Origin of the sequence: Shewanella sp. YQ_9, from assembly GCF_043103185.1 — a bacterium.
Lineage (GTDB): Bacteria > Pseudomonadota > Gammaproteobacteria > Enterobacterales > Shewanellaceae > Shewanella > Shewanella algae.
Genome location: NZ_JBICJO010000034.1, coordinates 1 through 23,022, shown reverse-complemented (window position 1 = coordinate 23,022; position 23,022 = coordinate 1). Strand labels below are relative to the sequence as shown.

General features: G+C 51.7%; 22 protein-coding genes. 19 read left to right on the top strand and 3 right to left on the bottom strand.

Translation table 11 applies throughout. From position 1 onward, the window contains the following. The 16 genes from fliQ to ACF8D4_RS10785 all read left to right on the top strand — a co-directional run bounded on the left by fliQ (position 1) and on the right by ACF8D4_RS10785 (position 15,324). Positions 1–270, top strand: a complete 270-nt coding sequence (fliQ, locus tag ACF8D4_RS10860; RefSeq protein WP_025887440.1) for a flagellar biosynthesis protein FliQ — start codon at positions 1–3, stop codon at positions 268–270. Between the two features lie 3 nt (positions 271–273). Continuing rightward, on the top strand, positions 274–1,071 hold the full coding sequence (fliR, locus tag ACF8D4_RS10855; RefSeq protein ID WP_025011070.1) for a flagellar biosynthetic protein FliR: 798 nt from the start codon (positions 274–276) through the stop codon (positions 1,069–1,071). Continuing rightward, positions 1,071–2,207, top strand: a complete 1,137-nt coding sequence (flhB, locus tag ACF8D4_RS10850) for a flagellar biosynthesis protein FlhB (protein WP_044734083.1) — start codon at positions 1,071–1,073, stop codon at positions 2,205–2,207. The genes fliR and flhB overlap by 1 nt, the downstream gene beginning before the upstream one ends. 62 nt (positions 2,208–2,269) lie before the next feature. Beyond that, positions 2,270–4,375, top strand: a complete 2,106-nt coding sequence (gene flhA, locus ACF8D4_RS10845; RefSeq protein WP_028779136.1) for a flagellar biosynthesis protein FlhA — start codon at positions 2,270–2,272, stop codon at positions 4,373–4,375. Between the two features lie 6 nt (positions 4,376–4,381). Continuing rightward, entirely contained in the window at positions 4,382–5,758 is a 1,377-nt protein-coding gene (flhF, locus tag ACF8D4_RS10840) for a flagellar biosynthesis protein FlhF (RefSeq protein ID WP_044734084.1), read from the top strand. A 4-nt stretch (positions 5,759–5,762) separates the two neighbouring features. Further along, positions 5,763–6,644 carry a MinD/ParA family protein gene (locus tag ACF8D4_RS10835; protein WP_025011072.1) on the top strand — a complete coding sequence of 294 codons (882 nt, stop codon included), beginning with the start codon at positions 5,763–5,765 and terminating at the stop codon, positions 6,642–6,644. After that, complete coding sequence (locus ACF8D4_RS10830; RefSeq protein WP_025011073.1) at positions 6,637–7,356, top strand: RNA polymerase sigma factor FliA; 720 nt, start codon at positions 6,637–6,639, stop codon at positions 7,354–7,356. The genes ACF8D4_RS10835 and ACF8D4_RS10830 overlap by 8 nt, the downstream gene beginning before the upstream one ends. 47 nt (positions 7,357–7,403) lie before the next feature. After that, on the top strand, positions 7,404–7,787 hold the full coding sequence (cheY, locus tag ACF8D4_RS10825) for a chemotaxis response regulator CheY (protein ID WP_025011074.1): 384 nt from the start codon (positions 7,404–7,406) through the stop codon (positions 7,785–7,787). A 13-nt stretch (positions 7,788–7,800) separates the two neighbouring features. After that, positions 7,801–8,538 carry a protein phosphatase CheZ gene (locus tag ACF8D4_RS10820; RefSeq protein ID WP_025011075.1) on the top strand — a complete coding sequence of 246 codons (738 nt, stop codon included), beginning with the start codon at positions 7,801–7,803 and terminating at the stop codon, positions 8,536–8,538. Positions 8,539–8,552: 14 nt separating this feature from the next. Next, a complete protein-coding gene (locus ACF8D4_RS10815) occupies positions 8,553–10,880 on the top strand; it encodes a chemotaxis protein CheA (protein ID WP_219013036.1) in 2,328 nt (775 codons plus the stop codon). A 20-nt stretch (positions 10,881–10,900) separates the two neighbouring features. Next, entirely contained in the window at positions 10,901–12,049 is a 1,149-nt protein-coding gene (locus ACF8D4_RS10810; RefSeq protein WP_028779141.1) for a chemotaxis response regulator protein-glutamate methylesterase, read from the top strand. Then, on the top strand, positions 12,042–12,515 hold the full coding sequence (locus tag ACF8D4_RS10805; protein WP_392465057.1) for a membrane anchored protein in chemotaxis locus: 474 nt from the start codon (positions 12,042–12,044) through the stop codon (positions 12,513–12,515). The genes ACF8D4_RS10810 and ACF8D4_RS10805 overlap by 8 nt, the downstream gene beginning before the upstream one ends. Before the next feature lie 76 nt (positions 12,516–12,591). Beyond that, complete coding sequence (locus ACF8D4_RS10800; RefSeq protein ID WP_044734086.1) at positions 12,592–13,383, top strand: ParA family protein; 792 nt, start codon at positions 12,592–12,594, stop codon at positions 13,381–13,383. Further along, positions 13,367–14,377, top strand: coding sequence for a chemotaxis protein CheW (locus tag ACF8D4_RS10795; protein WP_144438664.1), 1,011 nt, complete (start codon positions 13,367–13,369; stop codon positions 14,375–14,377). The genes ACF8D4_RS10800 and ACF8D4_RS10795 overlap by 17 nt, the downstream gene beginning before the upstream one ends. 7 nt (positions 14,378–14,384) lie before the next feature. Further along, a complete protein-coding gene (locus ACF8D4_RS10790; protein WP_025011081.1) occupies positions 14,385–14,879 on the top strand; it encodes a chemotaxis protein CheW in 495 nt (164 codons plus the stop codon). Positions 14,880–14,913: 34 nt separating this feature from the next. After that, positions 14,914–15,324, top strand: a complete 411-nt coding sequence (locus tag ACF8D4_RS10785) for a DUF2802 domain-containing protein (protein ID WP_392465073.1) — start codon at positions 14,914–14,916, stop codon at positions 15,322–15,324. Between the two features lie 517 nt (positions 15,325–15,841). On the opposite strand, the gene ACF8D4_RS10780 is transcribed toward ACF8D4_RS10785, so the two are convergent. Both ACF8D4_RS10780 and ACF8D4_RS10775 read right to left on the bottom strand, forming a co-directional pair. After that, complete coding sequence (locus ACF8D4_RS10780; protein ID WP_096141626.1) at positions 15,842–16,159, bottom strand: EscU/YscU/HrcU family type III secretion system export apparatus switch protein; 318 nt, start codon at positions 16,157–16,159, stop codon at positions 15,842–15,844. Between the two features lie 15 nt (positions 16,160–16,174). Continuing rightward, positions 16,175–17,977, bottom strand: coding sequence for a hypothetical protein (locus tag ACF8D4_RS10775; protein WP_144135151.1), 1,803 nt, complete (start codon positions 17,975–17,977; stop codon positions 16,175–16,177). 216 nt (positions 17,978–18,193) lie between these two features. Between ACF8D4_RS10775 and ACF8D4_RS10770 the strand changes: the two genes are divergently transcribed. Then, positions 18,194–18,964 (top strand): VacJ family lipoprotein, encoded by a 771-nt coding sequence (locus ACF8D4_RS10770; RefSeq protein ID WP_025011086.1) that lies wholly within the window; start codon positions 18,194–18,196, stop codon positions 18,962–18,964. 79 nt (positions 18,965–19,043) lie between these two features. Beyond that, positions 19,044–20,150 (top strand): response regulator, encoded by a 1,107-nt coding sequence (locus ACF8D4_RS10765; RefSeq protein ID WP_025887451.1) that lies wholly within the window; start codon positions 19,044–19,046, stop codon positions 20,148–20,150. A 97-nt stretch (positions 20,151–20,247) separates the two neighbouring features. Here the strand turns inward: ACF8D4_RS10765 and ACF8D4_RS10760 are convergent, their stop codons facing one another. Continuing rightward, positions 20,248–21,756 carry a peptide MFS transporter gene (locus ACF8D4_RS10760; protein WP_025011088.1) on the bottom strand — a complete coding sequence of 503 codons (1,509 nt, stop codon included), beginning with the start codon at positions 21,754–21,756 and terminating at the stop codon, positions 20,248–20,250. 432 nt (positions 21,757–22,188) lie between these two features. On the opposite strand from ACF8D4_RS10760, the gene rfaH reads away from it, so the two are divergent. Beyond that, positions 22,189–22,686: a transcription/translation regulatory transformer protein RfaH gene (rfaH, locus tag ACF8D4_RS10755; protein WP_392465054.1), complete on the top strand. Its 498-nt coding sequence runs from the start codon at positions 22,189–22,191 to the stop codon at positions 22,684–22,686. Positions 22,687–23,022: the final 336 nt, after the last annotated feature.

The following is a 23,022-nucleotide window of genomic DNA, read 5'->3' as shown; positions in this document are numbered from 1 at the left end:
ATGACTCCCGAGTCACTGATCGACATTTTCCGCGAAGCCCTGGCGGTGATCGTGATGATGGTTTCGGCCATAGTGGTGCCCGGGTTGATTATAGGCTTGATTGTGGCAGTGTTTCAGGCGGCTACCTCCATTAACGAACAGACTCTGAGTTTTCTGCCCAGGCTCTTGATGACCCTGTTTGCACTGATGTTTATCGGTCACTGGCTGGTGCGCACCATGATGGATTTCTTTATCGAGATGGTTCACAGGATCCCGCAAGTGGTGGGCTGAGCCATGGAGATACTGTTCGACAGCATCCAACAAACTCTGGCCGCCTACCTCTGGCCATTGTTTCGGGTGGCCAGCATGTTGATGGTGATGGCGGTTTTTGGCGCCAATACCACACCTGCCAGAGTCCGTTTGTTGCTGGCGCTGGCCCTGACTGTGGCAATAGCGCCTGTCTTGCCGCCCATGCCCGGAGTGGATCTTTTCTCTCTCGCAGCAGTATTTATTACTACTCAACAGATTCTTATCGGTACCGCCATGGGGTTTGTTACCTTGCTCATTATGCAAACCTTTGTGCTGACCGGGCAGATAATCGGCATGCAAACCAGTTTGGGCTTTGCTTCCATGGTGGATCCCAGCTCAGGGCAGCAAACGCCTGTGATAGGTAACTTCTTTTTGCTGCTGACCACCATGATCTTCCTGGCGGTCGATGGCCACCTGGTGATGATACGTATGCTGGTGGCAAGCTTTGAAACCTTGCCGGTATCCAGCGAAGGGATCAAAATTGCCAACTATCGCACCCTGGCTGAGTGGGGCAGTTATATGTTCGGCGCCGCGTTGACCATGTCTATCTCTGCCATTATTGCACTGCTTACCGTTAACCTCTCTTTCGGGGTGATGACCCGGGCAGCACCCCAGCTGAACATTTTTGCCATAGGTTTTCCCGTTACCATGATAGGTGGCCTGATTATTCTTTGGCTGACACTGGGGCCTGTGATGGCTCACTTCGATGAGGTTTGGCATGCGGCGCAGCTGTTGCTGTGTGACATGCTGGAGCTGACCTGTAATCTGGATGGAGTCCCCTGATGGCAGAGAACGAAGACGGGCAGGAAAAAAGCGAGGAGGCAACCTCCAGGCGCTTGCAACAGGCCAGAGAGAAGGGGCAGGTTGCAAGGTCAAAAGAGTTGGGTACCTCGGCGGTATTGTTGGCCGCAGCCGTGGGTTTTGCCATGCTGGGGCCAAGTCTGGCCGCCAGTCTGGCCTCTGTCATGAGCCGTATCTTCTCCATGGAACGGGATCAGATATTCGATACCAACAGCATGTTCAATGTCTGGGGTATAGTTGCCGCCGAGCTGGGTTGGCCTATGGCCGGTTTTATTCTGTTTCTCGGTTTCGTGGCCTTTGTCGGTAATATTGTTCTAGGCGGTATCAGTTTTTCGACCCAGGCATTTATGCCCAAGGGCAGTAAGATGAACCCTATGACCGGCTTTAAAAGGATGTTCGGGGTACAGGCGTTGGTGGAGCTGGCCAAGGGGATCGCCAAGTTTTCCGTGGTGGCACTGTCAGCCTATCTGCTGCTGAGCTTCTACTTTGAAGATATTCTCAGGTTGTCGCAGGATCACCTGCCGGGCAATATACGCCATGCATTGGATCTCTTGGTATGGATGTTTATTCTACTGAGTGCGTCCACCCTGGTGATAGTGGTTATTGACGTGCCGTTTCAAATTTGGAACCACGCCAAGCAATTGCGGATGACCAAGCAGGAAGTCAAAGACGAGTACAAGGACACCGAAGGAAAACCCGAGGTCAAAGGCCGTATTCGTCAGTTGCAAAGGGAGATGGCCCAGCGGCGGATGATGAGTGAAGTGCCCAAGGCCGATGTGATAGTGGTTAACCCCGAGCACTTCGCAGTAGCGATAAAGTACGATGTAGACAAGTCACCTGCGCCCTTTGTGCTTGCCAAGGGCGTCGACGATGTGGCCTTTAAAATTCGTGAAATTGCCAGAGAGCACCAGGTTGCCATAGTGTCGGCGCCGCCTCTGGCGCGGGCGATTTACCATACTACCAAGCTCAATCAGCAGATCCCCGAAGGCCTGTTCACCGCTGTAGCCCAAGTGCTCGCCTATGTGTTCCAGCTCAGGCAATACCAAAAAGGCAAGGGCACTCGGCCCAAACCTATCCCTCTCAATCAACCCATCCCGGATGAATACAAGCAGTATTGAAACTAACTTGGCGCGAAACTTGCTGAACTTGGCCTAAGTGTCAAACTTCAGGCTGATAGTGAATGGATGTTAAAGCGACGCTCGGGCAACTGAGGCAAGTAAAACCGGCAAACTTCAAGGGCGTAGGCACGCCGCTTCTGGTCCTGGCGACGCTGGCCATGATAGTTTTGCCTATGCCGGCCTTTCTGCTGGATATCCTGTTTTCCTTCAATATTGCCTTGGCGCTGGTGGTGCTGCTGGTGGCTGTTTACACCCAAAGGCCACTGGATTTTGCTGCTTTCCCGACCGTTTTGCTGGTAGCCACTCTGCTCAGACTGGCACTTAACGTCGCTTCTACCCGGGTGGTATTGCTCGAAGGTCACAACGGCGGTGATGCTGCCGGTAAAGTGATTGAGGCCTTCGGCTCTGTGGTGATCGGCGGTAACTATGCCGTAGGTCTGGTGGTGTTCCTCATTCTGATTATCATCAACTTTGCCGTGGTAACCAAAGGTGCCGGGCGTATTTCGGAAGTGAGTGCCCGCTTTACCTTGGACGCCATGCCGGGCAAACAGATGGCGATTGATGCCGACCTCAATGCCGGTATCCTCAATCAGGAGCAGGCCAGGGTACGCCGGGAAGAAGTCACCCGTGAGGCCGACTTCTACGGCTCTATGGACGGTGCCTCCAAGTTTGTGAAAGGGGATGCGATTGCCGGTATTTTGATCTTGGTGATCAACATCTTGGGTGGTTTCATCATAGGAATAGTTCAGCACGGACTGAGCTTTTCCCAAGCGGTAGAGATTTACACCCTGCTGACCATAGGTGACGGTCTGGTAGCGCAGATACCCGGGCTGTTGTTGTCTATCGCTGCCGCGCTGATGGTGACCCGTCAGAATGAGTCTGGCGATATGGGACAGCAGGTCGTGCAGCAGATGTTCGACAACCCCAAATCATTGCTCATCGCTTCTGCGGTACTCTTTGTGATGGGGATAGTGCCCGGCATGCCTCATCTGGCGTTTTTAACCTTTGCCTTGCTGGCCTCAGTGGGCGCCTTCTTTATCTACAAACGTAATGAAAAGAACAAACAGCAAGCGCTGGAGCTCGCCAAGAAAGGGCCCACCGAGAAGAGCCTCAACGAACCCAAAGAACTCAGTTGGGATGATGTACGTCATGTGGACACCATTGGCTTGGAGGTGGGTTATCGCCTTATTCCTTTGGTGGATAAAGGTCAGGGCGGCGAGCTTCTCGGCCGTATCAAAGGGGTGCGCAAGAAGCTGTCTCAGGAACTGGGTTTCCTGGTGCCGGCGGTACATATCCGCGACAACCTCGACCTTTCTCCCAATGCCTATCGCATCTCTTTGATGGGGGTGGCAAGTGGTGAAGCCGAAGTACGTCACGATTGCGAACTGGCGATTAACCCGGGACAGGTATTCGGTAAGCTGGATGGCATAGAAACCAAAGATCCCGCCTTTGGTCTGGATGCGGTATGGATTGCCCCCGAGCTCAGAGAGCACGCCCAGACTCTGGGCTACACGGTTGTGGATGCCGCCACAGTGGTGGCCACTCATCTCAGTCAACTTCTGACCAACAACGCCTCCAAACTGCTGGGCTACGAAGAAGTGCAACAGTTGCTGGATATGCTGGCCAAGCATTCGCCCAAGTTGGTCGATGGCTTTATTCCCGATGTGATGACCCTGGGTAATGTGGTTAAGGTGATGCAGAACCTGCTCAACGAAGGGGTATCGATCCGCGATCTGCGCACCATAGTCCAAACCCTGCTGGAGTACGGTCCCAAGAGCAATGATACCGAGGTGTTGACCGCCGCGGTACGTATTGCCCTTAAACGCATGATAGTGCAGGAGATAGCCGGTCCTGAACCGGAAATCCCCGTCATAACTTTGGCGCCAGAGTTGGAACAGATGTTGCATCAGTCAATGCAGGCGACAGGGGGCGAAGGTCCGAATATCGAGCCGGGACTGGCAGAGCGTATGCAGCAGTCACTGGCCGGAGCGGCCCAGAAGCAGGAAATGGTAGGTCAGCCCGCCATATTGCTGACATCCGGCATGCTGCGTTCTACTCTGTCACGTTTTGTTAAGCACACTATTCCCAATCTGCGGGTGATCTCCTATCAGGAGGTGCCCGATGAGAAACAGATACGCATAGTGTCAGCCGTTGGCCAACAGGGGTAACCGAAAGTGAAGATTAAACGTTTTTTTGCCAAAGATATGCGTGCTGCGCTGGCTCAGGTGAAAGAGACTCTGGGGGCAGATGCCGTAATCATGTCCAACAAGAAGGTTACCGGCGGCATAGAGATAGTGGCGGCGGTTGATTACGACTCTCCCAAGCCTGCTGCGGCGCCAACCGCATCGCCTTTTATGGAGCTGGGTGAGGACAAAGTCTCCCTCGGCAGTGGTCATGTGCGCAGCAATAGTAAGACCAATCCGGAACCTGTTGCCGATTCTCTGCAAGCTTTGCTTGAGCGGCAGCAGAGCCGTTTGAATGAACAACTGGGGCAGCAAAACAGTGCCAAAGATTTGGATATGCCTGCTTGGGCCAAAGGGCTTGCTGAAGAGCACAAGCCAGCGCCACAGCTGCGTGAAAAAACGCCTGAGCGGGCAAGCAAGGGCAACAGCGCCAAGCAACAGCAAGAGATGGAAGCCATGCGTGAAGAGCTGGCTTCCTTGCGTGGTTTGTTGACCCATCAGCTTTCCAGTTTGATGTCGGATCAGCGTAGCCGTACAGATCCTGTCGGTGCCATGTTGAAGCGTAAATTACTGGAAGCCGAGTTCTCCCCTGATGTTGCCGAGCGCCTGGCATCTTTAAGCCAGCACTATCAAAGCGCTGAACTTGGCCGCGCCTTGCCGCAAAGTCTGGCAAACCTGCTTGATAATCAAGGTGATGATTTAATGCGCCAGGGCGGCATTGTCGCGTTGGTCGGTCCTACCGGTGTTGGTAAAACCACAACATTGGCCAAACTTGCGGCCCGTTTCATTGCCCATCATGGCCCGGATTCTGTATTGTTGGTCACCATGGACCATTATCGCATCGGAGCCTTTGAGCAATTGGCAACTTATGGCAAAATAATGGGATGTCCGGTGAAGCAAGCTCATGATCTCAATGAGTTGGAGCAGATACTGTATCAGTTCCGTAGCCGGAAACTGGTTTTGATAGATACCGCAGGTATGGGACAAAGGGATATGCGCCTGTACCAACAACTGGATAACCTTGCCGCCAATACCCGTTTGCCTATTCGTAGCTATCTGGTGCTCTCGGCAACCGGTCAACGCCGGGTGCTTGAAGAGGCGGTAAGTCATTTCCAGCGAATTGATCTCGCAGGGGCGGTTTTAACTAAACTTGATGAGTCCGTCTCTTTGGGCGCCGCGCTGAGCGTGTTGATCCAAAGTGGGTTATCATTAAGTTATATTACTGACGGTCAAAGGGTTCCTGAGGATATGCAGGTAGCCGATACCCTGACCTTGGCCAAGCAGGCATTGGCCGTATTGAACAAGACAGAAGCAAGCCATTTTAATAATAAAGCCAGGTCAGAAGAGATGACCTATGCATTTGAGTAAAGCTATGACCCGGGACCAAGCGAGCGGTTTACGAATGATGAATCAACCAAATAACGAAAAAGTAAAAGTGATTGCCGTGACCGGAGGCAAGGGTGGGGTGGGTAAAACCAGCGTCTCCATCAATACTGCGGTTGCTCTGGCAGAGAAAGGCAAACGCGTCCTGGTATTGGATGCTGACCTTGGGTTGGCCAACGTGGATGTGATGCTCGGGCTGCGCGCCGAACGTAACTTATCCCATGTGCTCTCGGGTGAGTCTGAACTCGATGATATTATTGTTCGTGGCCCAAAAGGAATTGGCATTATTCCCGCCACCTCGGGCACCCAGGCCATGGTCGAGTTGACTGCGGCCCAACACGCCGGTCTTATCCGCGCCTTCAGCGAAATGAAAACCCAGTTTGATATTTTGGTAGTCGATACGGCTGCCGGGATCTCAGATATGGTACTCAGCTTCTCTCGTGCATCACAGGATGTACTCGTGGTTGTCTGTGATGAACCTACCTCAATTACCGATGCTTATGCACTGATTAAGATACTCAGTCGTGAGCATGGTGTGTTCCGCTTCAAAATTGTCGCAAATATGGTACGTAGTTTGCGGGAAGGTATGGAGTTATTTGCTAAGCTCAGTAAAGTAACCGACAGATTTTTGGATGTGGCACTGGAACTTGTAGCAACTATTCCGTTCGATGAGAACCTGCGCAAGTCGGTGCGAAAGCAGAAACTGATAGTGGAAGCTTATCCCAAATCTCCGGCCAGCATCGCCTACCATGGGCTGGCCAACAAGATTATGAGCTGGCCTATACCTCAGCAACCGGGAGGCCACCTCGAGTTCTTTGTCGAACGTTTGGTACAAAGAACTGAATACCAGGAGGAAGGTGCGAGTGAATAAAGCGGCTGCATACTCAGGTTTAAACGATAAGACACAGATCGTTGAGCAATATGCACCGTTGGTAAAACGAATAGCCCATCACCTGCTCGCGCGTCTGCCTGCATCGGTTCAGCTCGATGACCTGTTGCAGGCCGGCATGATGGGACTGCTGGAAGCTTCATCCAAATTTGACGGCAGCAAAGGTGCCAAGTTTGAAACCTTTGCCGGGATCCGCATACGTGGCGCCATGATAGATGAAATACGCCGTGGCGACTGGGTGCCACGCTCGGTTCATCGCAACAACCGGCGTGTAGCTCAGGTGATGGATGAGCTCGAACAGGAGCTGGGCCGGGATGCCCGTGATAGTGAAATTGCCGAACGACTGGATATGTCGCTGGATGAATACCATCATATTCTCAATGATGTTTCTACCGGCAAAATCATAGGAATAGAAGACCTGGGGGTAGCGCCCGATGTACTGGTGTCGGAAGATATGCCGGCCGACGACACTTTTGAGGATCTGGCCCAAAGCCAATTCCAATCAGCCTTGACCGATGCAATTAAGCGCTTGCCAGAGCGCGATGCCTTGGTTTTGTCGCTATATTATGATGAAGCACTGAATTTAAAAGAGATTGGTGCCATTCTTGAGGTAAGTGAGTCCCGGGTGAGCCAGATCCATAGTCAGGCCATGCTGAGGCTGAAAGCCAAACTCAAGCACTGGACACAAGCGTAATTAATGATTGAGCAACTTTTAAGTATGTCAGCTCACCGGAGGAAACCTTGGACAAGAATATGAAGATTCTTATCGTTGATGACTTTTCAACGATGAGACGGATCATTAAGAACTTGTTGCGAGACCTGGGGTTCAACAACACCCAGGAAGCAGACGACGGTTCAACAGCCCTGCCTATGCTGCAAAAGGGCGATTTTGATTTCGTCGTAACCGACTGGAACATGCCAGGTATGCAGGGGATTGACCTGCTCAAGGCGATTCGCGCCGATGAGCACCTCAAGCATATCCCTGTATTGATGGTGACAGCCGAAGCAAAACGCGAACAGATCATCGCGGCTGCTCAGGCCGGTGTGAATGGTTATGTCGTTAAACCTTTTACTGCCGCTACGCTGAAAGAGAAGTTGGATAAGATCTTCGAACGGCTCGGTTGAGTGGGGTGATGCGATGAAAGCAGAGACATCCGGGCTGGTGACACTAGAGCAGGCGCAGGAATTAGTGGCCTTGCTCAGTCAGGGCGAGCAGGAAAAGGCCGATGAATTACTTCGGGAACTGGCGGCTCCCCTGCAACGGGATCTGTTTGATGAAGTTGGCAAGTTGACCCGCCAGTTGCATAGCGCCTTGGTGGATTTTCAAGTGGATAGCCGGCTTATTGAGCTTGCCAATACTGATATTCCCGATGCCAAAGAACGACTGACTTATGTCATAGATATGACAGAGCAAGCCGCCAACAAGACCATGGACGCGGTTGAGGAATGTCTGCCGCTGTCGGATGCTCTGAGTACCAACCTGCAAAATGTTAAGCCCGCCTGGGACAAGTTGATGCGCCGCGATCTGGCCTTGCATGAATTCAAGAGCTTGTGTCATGACGTACAGCACTTTATGCAGCAGAGCGAAGCCGATGCCTGTCGCCTGCGGGAATTGCTGAATCAGATTCTGATGGCCCAGGATTTTCAGGACTTGACCGGACAGATGATCCGCAGGGTCATAGAACTGGTTCGGGAAGTCGAAAACAGCTTGGTTTCTATGCTGACAGTATTCGGTGAGCAGCCGCTGGATGAAATTCGCGGTAAGGAAGAGAAGAGCATAGAGGCAGAAGGGCCTATCCTGAACGCAGAGCAACGCGAAGACGTGGTGAACGGTCAGGATGAAGTAGATGATCTGCTTTCGAGTCTGGGTTTCTAATAGGAGTCAATTTAATGGCCTTTGATGTTGATGAAGAGATACTCCAGGATTTTTTAATTGAAGCAGGCGAGATCCTAGAGCTGTTGCAGGAACAGTTGGTGTCTCTGGAAAACAATCCGGAAGATACGGATCTGCTCAACGCCATCTTCAGGGGATTTCACACGGTCAAAGGCGGTGCCGGATTCCTGGGATTGGCCCCCATGGTGGATGTATGCCATGAGGCAGAAAACACCTTCGACTTGTTGCGTACCGGTAAGCGCAGTGTCAGCTCTGAATTGATGGACATCATTCTGCAGGCGCTCGACAGTATAAATACCATGTTCGGCCAAACTCAGTCCGGTCAGGAGCAAGAGCCCGCGGATGAAGTCTTGCTGGACAAACTCAAGTTGCTCAGTTCAGGGGCGCCTTTGCCCTCCGAGCAGGCTCAGGAGGAAACTCCTGTTGCAGCAGAAACCAGCGATGAGAGTGTTGATGAGCTGTTTGACGGTATGCTCGACAGCGCCGGTGTGGAACTGTTTGATGAGCCGGCCGCGCCAACTCCTGAAGCACCCAAGGCTCCGGCCCAAGGGGCTGAAGGCAGCATAGATGAAATCGATGAAGCCGAGTTTGAAGCCCTGCTGGATGCCCTGCATGGTTCAGGCAAAGGGCCTTCTGCCAATAGTACACCGGCCCCGAGTGGTGATGCTCCCAAGCCCAGCGATAGTGCACCTGCCAACACCTCTTCCGATGACATCACAGACGATGAGTTTGAAAAGCTGCTCGATGAGCTGCACGGCAAAGGCCAGTTTGCTGCCGCACCTGCTGCCAACAGTGCCGTAGAGGAAGCGCCTGCTGCCAGTGTCGATGCCGATGAAATTTCCGATGATGAGTTTGAAAAGCTGCTTGATGAGTTGCACGGCAAAGGCGCCAGTCCTGGCGCTAACACCAGTGGTTCAGAGCCTGCTGCGGGTGACGCAAGTGCCAAAGCGCCTGCTGCATCTCAAGCATCTGCATCTCAAGTAGCCGCACCCAAAGCACCGGCAGCGAATGCCGCTGCTACGCCAAAGGCGGCTCCAGCTGCTGCCAAAGTCGAGGCACCTAAAGCAGCCGCCAAACCTCAGGCCAAGGCTCCTGCTGTTGCTAAAGACACTGCTCCGGCCAAGGCTGCGACCAGTGTGCCTCAGGGGGAAACCACGGTTCGGGTAGATACGGCTCGCCTGGATGAGATCATGAATATGGTCGGTGAGCTGGTATTGGTACGTAACCGCTTGGTCAGCCTCGGGATATCCCGCGAAGATGAAGAGATGTCCAAGGCGCTGGCCAACCTGGATCTGGTGACCTCCGATCTGCAGGGTGCCGTGATGAAGACCCGGATGCAGCCGATTAAGAAAGTATTCGGTCGTTTCCCCCGAGTGGTTCGCGACTTGGCCCGCAGTCTCAATAAAGAGATAGATCTGCGGATGATAGGTGAAGACACGGATCTGGATAAGAACCTGGTCGAAGCCCTTGCCGACCCCCTGGTGCACCTGGTGCGTAACTCAGTGGATCACGGTATTGAAATGCCTGATGTGCGCGAGGCCAATGGTAAGCCCAGAACCGGGGTTATTACTTTGGCGGCCAGTCAGGAAGGTGACCATATCCTGCTTAAAATTGAGGATGACGGCGCCGGTATGGACGCTGCCAAACTCAAAGAGATTGCCATAAGTCGTGGTGTGCTGGATGAAGACAGCGCCGCCCGAATGTCCGATCAGGAAGCCTATAACCTGATCTTCGCTCCCGGCTTCTCAACCAAGGTGGAGATTTCTGATATCTCCGGCCGAGGTGTTGGGATGGATGTGGTCAAGACCCGTATTACTCAGCTTAACGGCTCTGTGCATATCGATTCGGTCAAGGGTAAAGGCACCCGTCTGGAGATCAAGGTACCTTTGACCTTGGCGATTATGCCCACTCTGATGGTGGAAGTTGCCAAGCAGGTGTTTGCCTTGCCGCTCTCCAGCGTGAATGAGATTTTCCATCTGGATCTGACCAAGACCAATATTGTAGATGGGCAATTGACAGTGATCGTTCGGGACAAAGCGGTGCCACTCTTCTATCTCGAGCGTTGGCTCAGCCGTAAACCGATGAGTTTCCAGCATGGTGACAAGAAACATGGCCATGTGGTCATAGTTCAGCTTGGCACCATGCAGATAGGCTTTGTGGTAGATGCCCTGATAGGCCAGGAAGAGGTGGTAATTAAACCTCTGGGCTCCATGTTGCATGGCACACCGGGTATGGCCGGGGCCACAATTACGTCGGACGGCGGAATCGCGCTGATCCTCGATGTACCAGGATTATTGAAGCACTACGCCAAATCCAAGCGTTGAAGTGCCGTATAAGGATTTAAATGACCATTAAAGTTTTGGTTGTCGATGATTCGAGCTTCTTTCGACGACGTGTCAGCGAGATAGTCAATCAGGATCCTGAGCTTGAGGTGATAGGTATGGCCAATAACGGTGCCGAAGCCGTTAAACTGGCCGCCGAGCTCAAGCCTCAGGTGATTACCATGGATATTGAAATGCCTGTCATGGACGGGATTACCGCCGTGCGGCAGATAATGGCCTCTCATCCGACACCTATCCTGATGTTTTCCTCCTTGACCCATGATGGAGCCAAGGCGACCTTGGATGCGCTGGACGCCGGGGCTCTCGATTTTCTGCCCAAACGCTTTGAGGACATTGCTACCAACAAGGACGAAGCGATTCGACTGCTTCAGCAAAGAGTCAAGGCGTTGGGACGCAGGCGTATATTCCGCCCTATAGTCCGTCCGAGTGTGGCGCCTACGCCGGCAACCACCCCAAGCCGACCCACGGCGCCAAGCAGTCTGCAGCGTCAAGCTGCTACAGCTGAAAGTGCTGCCGCCAGTCGCCAGCCGGTGAGGCGCAGCGGCGGAGCGGCCCCTGCCAGAGCCAGTGGTAAACAATACAAGCTGTTGGCTATAGGCACATCCACTGGTGGCCCTGTGGCATTGCAGCGAATTTTGACCCAGTTTCCGGCGGATTATCCGCATCCTATCTTATTGGTACAGCACATGCCTGCAGCCTTTACTCCGGCCTTTGCCAGCAGGCTCAATGGCTTGTGCAAGATAGAAGTCAAAGAAGCGGTCAATGGCGATATGCTCAGACCAGGCTGTGCCTATCTCGCGCCCGGTGGTATGCAGATGATGCTCGAGCGCTCCGGCGCCGGAGGCAGGATTAAAATTCTCGCCGGCAATGAAGAGATGAACTACAAGCCCTGTGTCGATATCACTTTTGCTTCAGCCTCCAAAGCCTTTGGCGGAGATGTACTGGCGGTCATTTTGACGGGGATGGGTGCCGATGGCCGAGAAGGTGCGCGCATGCTCAAAGGTGTTGGCGCCACCATCTGGGCTCAAGATGAAGCCTCTTGCGTTGTTTATGGCATGCCACAGGCAGTGACGGCGGCCGGTATCTCCAGCCAGTCCATCTCACTGGATAATATGGCAGAGGCGATATTGAGAGAATCGGCTCGTGGCTAACAAAGAGACGCGCCTGCTGGGATACCGGTTGGCGCTGTTTTTGTTTGTGGTCGCCTTGGTGGTAGTGGCGGCGCTTTACTGGGACTTGCGACAAAAAAATCGGCAACTGAGTGAGAAAGTCGCCCAGCTTGAATCGTCCCAGGTCCTCTTGATGGTGCCGGATGAACAGGCCGCGATTATTGCCGATTGGATGAGTCGTCACCCACAACAGACCGCATCCTTATTGGATGTGATTCGACCTAAGGTGACATCCGGGACGGGGCCAGAGGCTCCGACTTCAGCCAAATTGTCAGTCCCGCCGGGTGATATTTCACCGGAAAGAACCCCGGGCGAGGCTGGGGCCGCAGTGCCGCTGCCTGCTCAGACTGAAGATGCCAGGGTGACAGAGCTGGAAAATGGCGTAAAAGTAATACGTTTACCTCACGGTGGGATCCGTGTCACTACCCGTGAAGAGGGTAATGAGTAGCCGTACAAGACAAGAACGACAATAATAGTGGCTCGTTACACTAGTTGGCCGATAAGGCGAGAATAAGGGGCGGAAAGTGAAAGTCTGGACCATTGCAAACCAAAAAGGCGGAGTGGGCAAAACCACAACAGTTGCCAGTTTGGCGGGCACACTGGCCAAGCGTGGTCAGCGGGTTCTGATGATAGACACAGATCCCCATGCTTCGCTGGGTTATTACCTGGGCATAGATTCGGAAGAGGTGCCCGGCTCATTGTATGATCTCTTTCTGGCTCATAAGAATCTTGATACCTCTTTGGTAAAGCAACACGCGGTTCCCACATCTGTTGAGGGAGTCGATCTTTTGGCGGCAACCATGGCATTGGCCACTTTGGATCGTGCCCTTGGTCATCAAGAGGGGATGGGGCTGGTGCTGCGTAATATTCTCAAGTCGGTTGAGGATGACTACGATGTTGCCTTGGTCGACTGTCCCCCGGTGCTGGGGGTATTGATGGTCAATGCTCTGGCGGCCAGCCAGCACATAGTGATCCCGGTTCAGACCGAATTTTTGGCGATTAAAGGCCTGGATAGAATGATTAAAACCATGGAACTGATGGGGCGCTCGAAAAAGACCCGCTACAGTTATTCCATAGTGCCAACCATGTATGACAGACGTACCAAGGCTTCACCTGCGGCGCTGCAACATCTTGGTGAGGTTTACGGCGACACGCTTTGGCCGGATGTGATCCCTGTGGATACCAAGTTTCGCGATGCCAGTTTGGCTCATCTGCCGGCGTCCCACTATGCCCCAAGCTCGCGCGGAGTGAAGGCCTACGAGCGTTTGCTGGATTATCTGCTGGCGGGGGAGTTTGACCATGTCAAAATCGGTTGATGAAACTGTTTTTGATTATTTCAGTATTCTGCTGACTGAGCCGGCACCCGAGGTTAAATCCGAGGCGCAATCTGCGATTAAGCCTGAACAAAAAGCGCAAGCTGGAGTTGAGGCAAGAACTGAGCAGACTCCGCCGGCAACGTCTAGGTTACGGGACGATGTCGCTGTACCTGTTGATGCGGCACCCAAGAAAGCGCCGCTTTCTCGAGCGGACGGTACTGCCAAGCAATACCCGGCAGAGCCAGATAAGCCGAGACTTGACCGTAATGCGCTGGAACAGCTACTGGCGCCGGTGTTTAAAGAGCAGGTTGCCGAGGTAACGCAGACAGAGGTGCCGACAGAAACTCAGTCGGAAACCATCACAGCTGCCTCGCTGCAAAGCGAGCCCATAACCGGACAGGTGAATACTCAGACCGATGCGGCTCAGCGCGAGCAGACTCAAGTCCAAGAGGTGACTGAGCCTGAGGTTCTGGAACAGGTTCAGCTCGAGACACAAGTCGGCGCGCCGGCGGCGCCTATAGAACCGCTCAAGGAACAACTGGAAGATGAATTTCAAGTATTGTTCTTCAAGGTGGCGGGACTCACGCTGGCCGTGCCTCTGATAAGCCTGGGCGGCATAGTCAGAATAGAGCGCATCAATCATATCTTTGGGCGGCCAGGATGGTTTATGGGGGTTCAGGGTTATCGGGACTCCCAGCTGAATATCGTTGATACCTGCGCCTGGGTTATGCCGGAAAAATATGATGATAAACTGGCGCAATCCGTAAATTATCAATATCTTGTAGTATTAGAGAACAGTAATTGGGGTTTGGCTTGTGAATCTTTGGTCAATGCGGTCAAGATTGACAAGTCACAGGTCAACTGGCGTGGCAGTGAAGGTAAGCGCCCCTGGTTGGCCGGAGTAGTGAAAGAACAAATGTGTGGCATTTTGCACGTGCAGGCATTGATTGAAATGCTCAATGCCGGGTTAGGTTGTCAGGATCCGATAGACTGAGGTAAATATGACTGATTCAAGAAATGTAGCAGCGGTATCCGGAGGCAAGGACGATGCCGTTCTCCAGTGGGTAACCTTCAGGCTGGATAACGAGACCTATGGCATCAATGTGATGCAGGTTCAGGAAGTATTACGTTATACCGAAATAGCCCCGGTTCCGGGAGCTCCTCATTATGTGTTGGGGATCATCAATCTGCGCGGTAATGTGGTTACCGTTATTGATACTCGCTCACGTTTTGGTTTGCCCTCCTCCGAAGTGGACGATTCTACCCGAATCGTGATTATTGAAGCGGAAAAGCAGGTGATAGGTATTCTGGTCGACAGTGTGGCCGAAGTGGTTTATCTACGCCGCTCTGAAATCGATAACGCCCCGAATGTGGGAACCGAAGAGAGTGCCAAGTTTATTCAGGGTGTCAGCAACCGTGGCGACGAACTGCTGATCCTGGTGGACTTGGATAAGCTGCTGTCAGATGATGAATGGGCCGAGTTGGCGCAAATCTGATAGGCTTTTGCGGGAAAAGGAGTTTTAACCGATGATGGGCGATGTTTTTTTTATCGCTGCGCTGGTATATGTCATTGCCTGTCTCGGACTGGTGCTGTACCTGCAAAAACAAAGCAACAAGCTTAGAAGCAAGGTTGAGGCGTTAACTGTTCTGGTCAAGGAAAGCGACAGGCAAAGAGATGCGTTCAAGCGGGAGTTGCAAGAACTGCGTAGTGGCACCATAGGCGTTGGCCGGCGGGTGTTGGAGCTTGAGAAGTGCCTCGCGCAGCAAAATGCCCGTCTCGATGAATCGATGCAGCAGGACCCTCAGGCCAAGCTTTACAGCAGGGCCATGAAGATGGTGCAGTTGGGAGCCGGTGTCGATGAACTGATCCGCGAGTGCGAGTTGCCCAAGGCGGAAGCTGAACTCTTGATCCGTCTGCACGGTAAAACGGCCCGGGCTTGATATTTTGCCTGAGTAAAGAAAGAGCGCATTGAGATGCGCTCTTTCTGTTTCTATTTGAAAGGAATGCGAGAAACCTCAAGCCGTTTTGGCTCTCAGGGTAACGGCTTGTCTGTGTTATCCGTTACTTAAGGAAGGTGCAAAGCAAATAAGTTCTAGTGGCGTTCTCTTGTTTAGAAAGTTGCTTGCACAACAATTGGCGCTCAAGGCATCTGACTGAAGGCATGCCGGGGCCTGTCGAAGTCGGATTCCCTAAGGAAGATGCGAATAAGTCCTCGTGGCACTCTGGCTTGCACAGCAATTGGCGTTCAAGGCATCTGACTGAAGGCATGCCGGGGCCTGTCAAAGTCGGATAACGCAGAGAGCCTGTTGCTGTGAAAGCCCCGAAGGGCGTGGCTTATAGGCCTGCCTGCTGTGTTGTGCTTCTTGCAAAGGACTAGGGCCATTTGCTGCGAACCACGCCTTGCATCCAAGCCTGTAAGCCGACGCAGAGCACGCATGGGACTTGTTCGCACCTTCCCTAAGCCTTGTCGACAATTCTCTGATGCAGGTTATTCCACTGCTCGGGAAATTTCCCGTCCAACATATAGACAAAGGCTATCAGTTCGGCGATTAGTTGATAGAGCTCCTTGGGGATCTCTTCCCCCAGTTCCAACATCTGCAGAAAGTCACTCAGGTAAGGGTCTTGATGTATATGAACCCCGGCCTCCTGTGCTAACGCAATGATCTCTTCTGCAAGCAGATCCTGGCCCTTGGCCGTTATCTTGGGCGCAGTTTTGCCATCATAACTCAGGGCCACTGCCTGACGAGGTTTGGCTTGCTTGTCGTTTGAATCCATGGACATAGTCTTTCCTCAGGCTTTCAGTTGCACCAGATAGTGATCGCCTGGCAACAGGGTGGCCGGCACAGGGGCAACGTGGGCGTTCAATTCATTGGGAGTGAGTCCTAACTGAACCAGCTTTTGTGACAAGGGGGGCAGGAAGTTGCTGACCCTGCTGATCAGCGCCTGGGTGCTGCCGATAAACTGCAGGTCGACCTTGGTATCCTTCACCTGCGCCTTGACGAGCAAGGAGCCCATGCCCAGATTAAACTTGAGTTGCAACTGCCAGGCCTTGTCTTTGTCTGCGTCCTTATCCTGATTGTTGTGTTCGAATTTGCCTTCCAACTGTTCGTTTCTTTGGTTGAGATAGTAGGGCAGCATGAAATACCAGCATTGGCCACTATTGTCTGTATTGGCTTGCTGGTATAGGGCGACAGCCTGGGACATCTGCTGCAGCGCGTCCAGAGTGCCGCTCTTCTCCAGTGAAGCTAACTGATGAGTTTGCAGGCCGGATCGGCTCTGAAGTCCTTCCAGGTATTGCTTCAGGCGTTGCGGAACACTCAGGTTTTGGTTACCGGCCCTAACGCCAAGCAACAGCTGAAACAAGGTGGTAATGGCATTGGCTTGAGTTGAAGGCTGGGATTGCGTTTGCTGACTGGTCAGTTGCAACCCTGTGAGCCCAAGCAGTTCACTTCGAAGTTGGGACGGCTCTGTCAGCTCGCTCAGGGGCACAGGCGACAGTGCCGGCAATTGCTTGAGCAGTTCAGCGGCCAGGTTATGTTTGACCTCCAGTGTCATAGCCTCGGCCCTTGGCATGGCGCCGGCCTTATTGAAGGCGCGCTGGAGGAAGTTCAGCTCGGGCGCTTTGGCCGTTTCGCCGGCAACTTTATTGGATGCACTTGTGCCAACAGGCTTATCTGCATTGGCTTGGGTCGCTTGCTGAAGTGCTTGGTTACTGAATTTCTCTGTCCCCGGCAGCGGGGTATTTTTCGGCTGCAGCAACTGGGCATTATCAACTGTTTGTGTTGACTGAGATAAGACAGAAGCGGGCAACTTGCTGCCGCTGGCAACTGTTTGAGACAAGCCTGCTTTGAGATCAATCGCCGTTTCCCTCAATGGTGCTGATTCCCCTTTACTTTGAGTTTGCTGCGCTTGGGATTGGGGTTGCTGCTCAAGGAGTTTTATCAATCTGGCGTAGGTTTGGGCGACTTCCGGCTTGGTTATCAGTTGCTCACTTTCCTGTGTTGGGGCAGCGGGTTGCAGATTTGCCACAGGTGTCAGTTTTACTTCCAATCTGGCATTGATGGGGCTTAATTGCAGCTGTAGCCCCTGACTGTTGCTGACAACTTTGGCAACGTATTCTCCGGCAGGTAGTTGTAACTGCGGCGGGAAGGCTATGCTTGTACCATTGGCAAAACGCATTTCACCCTGGGAGACAGTCAACATGGGTAAGGGATAACCTTGCGGCCTGGCTGCCAACTGCTGCAGTGCTGTTTGACTGATGCCATTTTTGGCCGCCAGCTGCATCAAAGCGTCCGGCAGTTTTATCTGGACTTCACCGGCCAGCAACAGCAATTGGGCTGTTTTGCCCTGAACGATTTCCGGTAAGGGGCGAGTCAGCTCCAGCAGTGTAGTATTGGCCTGATGCAACAGGGCCTTGGCTTGAGCGTTGGACTCTTGATTAGCAAGCTGCAATTGATACTGTGCATTTTGCAGTTGTAGTCTGAGCTCGCTACCCACATCGACTGTGGTTACCGGAAGCAGAGGGATGGATGCATTTGCTTGAGGAGTTGGGCTTGACCCTGAGGGGGGGATTGTACCATTCACTGGATCCATTGTTGCAAACCCCACTCCTCAAGTTGCTTTATCTGTAGGCAATCGTAAATTTAAATTTGATCTATTTCCACAGCGAAGTATCCTTATCCGTCCAAATCGACATTAGACAGAAATTTGACTGTCGCCATAGGTATACTCAGGTTATCGGCCTATGGTAATCAAAGCTTTAACTGTTTTTCGGTTGGATTACAGCGGTACTTTTACAAAGAGAGCAATATGAAGTTTAAATGGATTCTGATGGTTGTGGCTGCCCTGAGTGCGCATTCGGCAGTGGCTGCAGGGAGTGGCGAAAGCAACAATACACAGGATGTGCGCATCAGTTATAACGACCCGCGGGATCCGATAGAAGGGTTCAACCGTGTCATGTGGGACTTCAACTATCTGTATCTGGATAGATTTCTCTATCGTCCGGTTGCTCATGGTTACAACGACTATGTGCCTATGCCGGTCAAGTCAGGTCTCAACAATTTTGTTCTCAACCTGGAAGAGCCCCACAGCTTGGTCAACAACACATTGCAGGGCAAGTGGGGTTGGGCGTTGAATGCCGGTGGCCGTTTTACCGTTAACTCGACCGTGGGTTTGCTTGGTTTGATTGACGTCGCCGATATGATGGGGATGCCCCGTAAACAGGATGACTTCAACGAAGTGCTCGGTTACTACGGAGTGCCCAATGGTCCTTACTTTATGGCGCCATTCTTCGGCCCCTACGTCACCCGTGAACTCGCTTCAGATTGGGTGGATGGTCTATACTTTCCATTGTCAGAATTAACAATGTGGCAGTCAGTTATCAAGTGGGGCCTGAAGAATCTCCACGCCCGTTCTGTTGCCATAGATCAAGAAAGATTAGTAGACAACGCGCTCGATCCATACACTTTTGTTAAAGACGCTTATATACAGCACATGGACTATAAGGTGTACGATGGCAATGTGCCTTCGAATGAGGACGAAGACGAGTTGCTTGATGAATATATGCAGGAACTGGAGTAACCCACCATCTGTTTGCTTACCCGCAGGTGGTTGATACGGTCACTCGTTACCGGCGATTGAAACCTGCGGGGAATTGACCATGGCGCTGAACAGTCTCAATGTACTGCTGGTTGAGGATGATCCCGTCTTTCGCAATATCGTTGCTGCCTTTCTTACCGGGAGAGGCGCTAATGTTGTTGAAGCCGAGGATGGTGAACAAGGACTGCAAAGCTTTAAAAGCCAAAAGTATGATGTGGTTGTAGCCGATCTCTCCATGCCCAGAATGGGGGGATTGGAAATGCTTAAAGCCATGTCGCGTATCAATCCTGCCATTCCTTCCATTGTGATTTCCGGAAACCAGGTTATGGCCGATGTTGTCGAGGCGCTGCGAATTGGCGCCAGTGACTATCTGGTTAAACCCGTATCGGATCTCTATAGCATAGAGCACGCCATTAATCAGTGTCTTACGGCTCCTGAGCAGGAACAAAATACTCTTAATCGAGATGTGGAAGAGCTCTCCTTTATGGAGTTGAACGAAAACCTGGCACTGCTGGAGCAAAACGCTGAAGCGGCCAGGTGTGTACAGCAACAGCTATTCCCCGCAAGCCGTATTGAATATCCCAAGGCCAGGTTGGACTATAGCTTGTTCAAACATGAGCAGGTAAGCCCTTACTTCATCGACTCGGCTATGGTTGGGAATAACCACCTCATCATGTACATGGCCCACTTTCACCCGGAAGACAACAGGGCCGCCTTTGCCAGCGTGTTGATGCGTAGTTTCGTCAATCAAAAGCTGAAACTGAATCGCAACGGTGTCAGTTCTGTGGTGATAGAACCTTTCAATATGCTCAGCTATTTGAATGATCGTTTGGTCAAGTCGGGGCTGGATCTCTATTGCGACATGATTTACATCGCGATTGAGCTTGATAGTTATCGCGCGGCTATTGCCCAGGCGGGCAGGGGGCTGAGATGCTACATTCGTAACCAGGATGGTCTTACACCTCTGGCGTTGGCAGATTCACTGCAGTTGGGGTTATTGGAGTGGGGCAAGCCGGCGACTCAGTTCCGGAGTTTAATGCCAGGTGAAAGGCTCTGCATTGTTACCAGTGAGGCAGAACACAGACAACTGCTTCAGCAAGATAAATTCCTGGGGCTTACTTTTAACCCTAAAATACCTCAAGGTGGATTCCTGCAACTGGCCTTTTAATGGCCTTAATGCCGACTAATTGGCTTGAACTTAAAACTGTGAAAAGTTCTAATAAAAAAGGCTGCAGATTTTGCAGCCTTCTTTGTATATATCAGAATTAGCGTTTAATGGCTTCGTGCTCGCCGGTTACAGCCATTTCCTGCTCCAGAGCTTCTTCTTCAGAATGATCATGGATTTTGCTTTCAGCGCCGTGCATCCAGTCAACCAGCTTGTCAGCCATGAAATAAAGGATAACGCCGGAAATAGCAGCGGTGATGGCAATGCCGGAGAAGATAGACATGGCGTTGGCCAGCTGTTCTTCTTTCTCGCCGCCGTGGCCGATAAAGGAACCGACTACACCGGCTATCTTGTTGGCCATGGCGATAAACAGGAACCATGCTCCCATCATCAGAGATACAATTCGCAGGGGAGCGAGTTTGGTTACCATAGACAGGCCTATAGGGGATAGGCAAAGCTCACCCATGGTGTGGAAGAAGTAGGCACCAACCAGCCACCACATGCTGGACTTGGCTGAGGCGTCGCCACCCATTTCCAGTACGGCACCAATCATAAACAGGAAGCCGATAGCCAACAGAACCAGACCAAGGGCAAATTTCACCGGTGAGTTAGGCTCTTTATCACCCAGGCGGATCCAGATAGAAGCAACAACCGGGGCAAAAACCACGATGAAAATGGCGTTCAGCGACTGGAAGTAGGTTGTCGGCACTTCCCAGGCACCGATAAAGCGGTCGGTAAACTCATTGGTGAATAGGTTCATCAAGCCACCGGCCTGTTCAAAACCCGCCCAGAAGATGATGGTAAACAGACCCATCACCATGATCACTTTAATGCGGTCACGTTCTACCTTGGTCAGTGGTTCTTTACGTACCTGGCCGCGGGCCAAGTCTTTTTCACGCTCAAGCTTGGCAGAAGGTACTGTACCTATGTCGCCCAATAACTTTTGGGCAAACAGGAATTGAATAATCAGCGACAATACCATACCGATACCGGCACACATGAAACCTGCTTGCCAGTTGTTAATGGTAGTTTCAACACCATCGATGACTTCTTTATGGCCAAAGTTGGTATAGGCCCAGGCAACGACAAAACCAGAAAGCGCCGCACCTAAGTTGATACCCATGTAGAAGATAGTAAAGGCGCCATCGCGACGATGATCACCTTCTTCATACAGATCGCCCACCATAGTTGAAATGTTAGGCTTAAACAGACCGTTACCTATGATGAGAGTGCCAAGACCTATGTAAAACACCATGGTTTCAAGGCCGGGAGTCATGCTGTGAGGCGTTGCCAGGGTAAACTGGCCTATAGCCATCAGCGCACCACCAATATAAATCGCTTTACGTTGTCCGAGGTAGTTGTCCGCGAGCCAGCCGCCGATGAGAGGCGTAAGGTAAACCAACGCGGTAAAGGTACCATAGAGTGAGAGTGCATCGGCCTGAGTCCAACCCAGTCCACCGCCTTGAGAGTTGGCCTGATCAACCAGATACAGAACCAGAATGGCTCGCATCGCATAATAACTGAATCGTTCCCAAAGCTCTGTTGTAAACAGCAGGAACAATCCCTTGGGATGCCCGAGCATCGTCCCCTTGGGTTTTGCTAAGCTCATGAAGTCTTCCACCTTAAATTGTTAATTGGCCGTGTGACAAAAGTCGACACAGAAAGCGATTGTTTTTATCCCAGCTGTATTGCCGTTAACATCACACTGTTTTGTAAAGTGTTATGGGCATATCTTTTAATGCGCTGTGATTGAGGCTTTGGTTTTCTGTATTGTAATTTGTTCATCAAAAGCAACAAAGCCCACCCTATATACTCTGGATTCAGCAACAAAGTCAATTTTAGGCCCCCGAGGCGGCTGCTTTGTGAACAATTGTTAGACTGGTAGTGGTCGGAGCTGTCCTGGAATAGTTTGCAATTTCAATTAGAATAAAGTGGGGTGAAGGCGCGGTCTAAAATTCGCTTTCAATCGCAAACTCATGTCTGATATGATTGCCCGCTGTGATAGGACGTCACCCGACAGAAACCAAGTAGTGAGAACACCATGAAGGCCTGGTACCTTTTGTACTGTAAACCTCGCAGCGAAGTGAGGGCACAACAGAATCTAACGCTCCAAGAGCTTGAGACCTATTTGCCGATGGTGCGGAGCGAAAAAAAAGAGAAAAACAAGACTGTCGTTCAAAAGCAACCTCTGTTTCCCAACTACCTATTCATCAAGTTTGATCCTGAGCAGACCAGTGTTCGTCAGCTCAGATCTACTCGCGGTGTTGCCAATTTGGTTAACTGCCGTGAGAAACTGCTGCCAATTGATGAGCAACTGATCAATCAGCTCAAACAACGTGAATTAGCTACGCCCTTGATCACAGAAAAGCCCCTGCAGTCTGGTGATAAAATACAGTTCACCGAAGGGCCATTCGCAGACTTTGACGGAATTTTCGCAGAGAAGTGTGGTGATACCCGCTGCAAGGTATTGTTCACCTTCCTTGGCCAGCATAAGAGCATCACAGTTGAACAAAGTGCAATCAGAGCCGTATGTGCGTAATCAGCCATCTGATATGTGAGATATTTGCCATTGTTACACAAATCCAACGTTTGTTAATCTTGAAACCGTATTTCGTTTTGTATGGAAATTAATTTGTTATGGATTCTGGTTGGACAAGCCATCCCTGTTTTAGAATGCAAATTGAATAATTACTCAGCGCTCTGAGAGTTGAGCGTTTTTCGATCTGTGTCACACCTTGGTGTGGGGTATAATCCCCGGTTAAAGTAAGAACCGGTACAGGGTAGGAATGTTATTTTATTTGAATGACATTCTTAACTTACTAAAAAATATAAATTTTTGCATTGCAAAGGGCAGTTTGGAGGCCGAAATCCATGG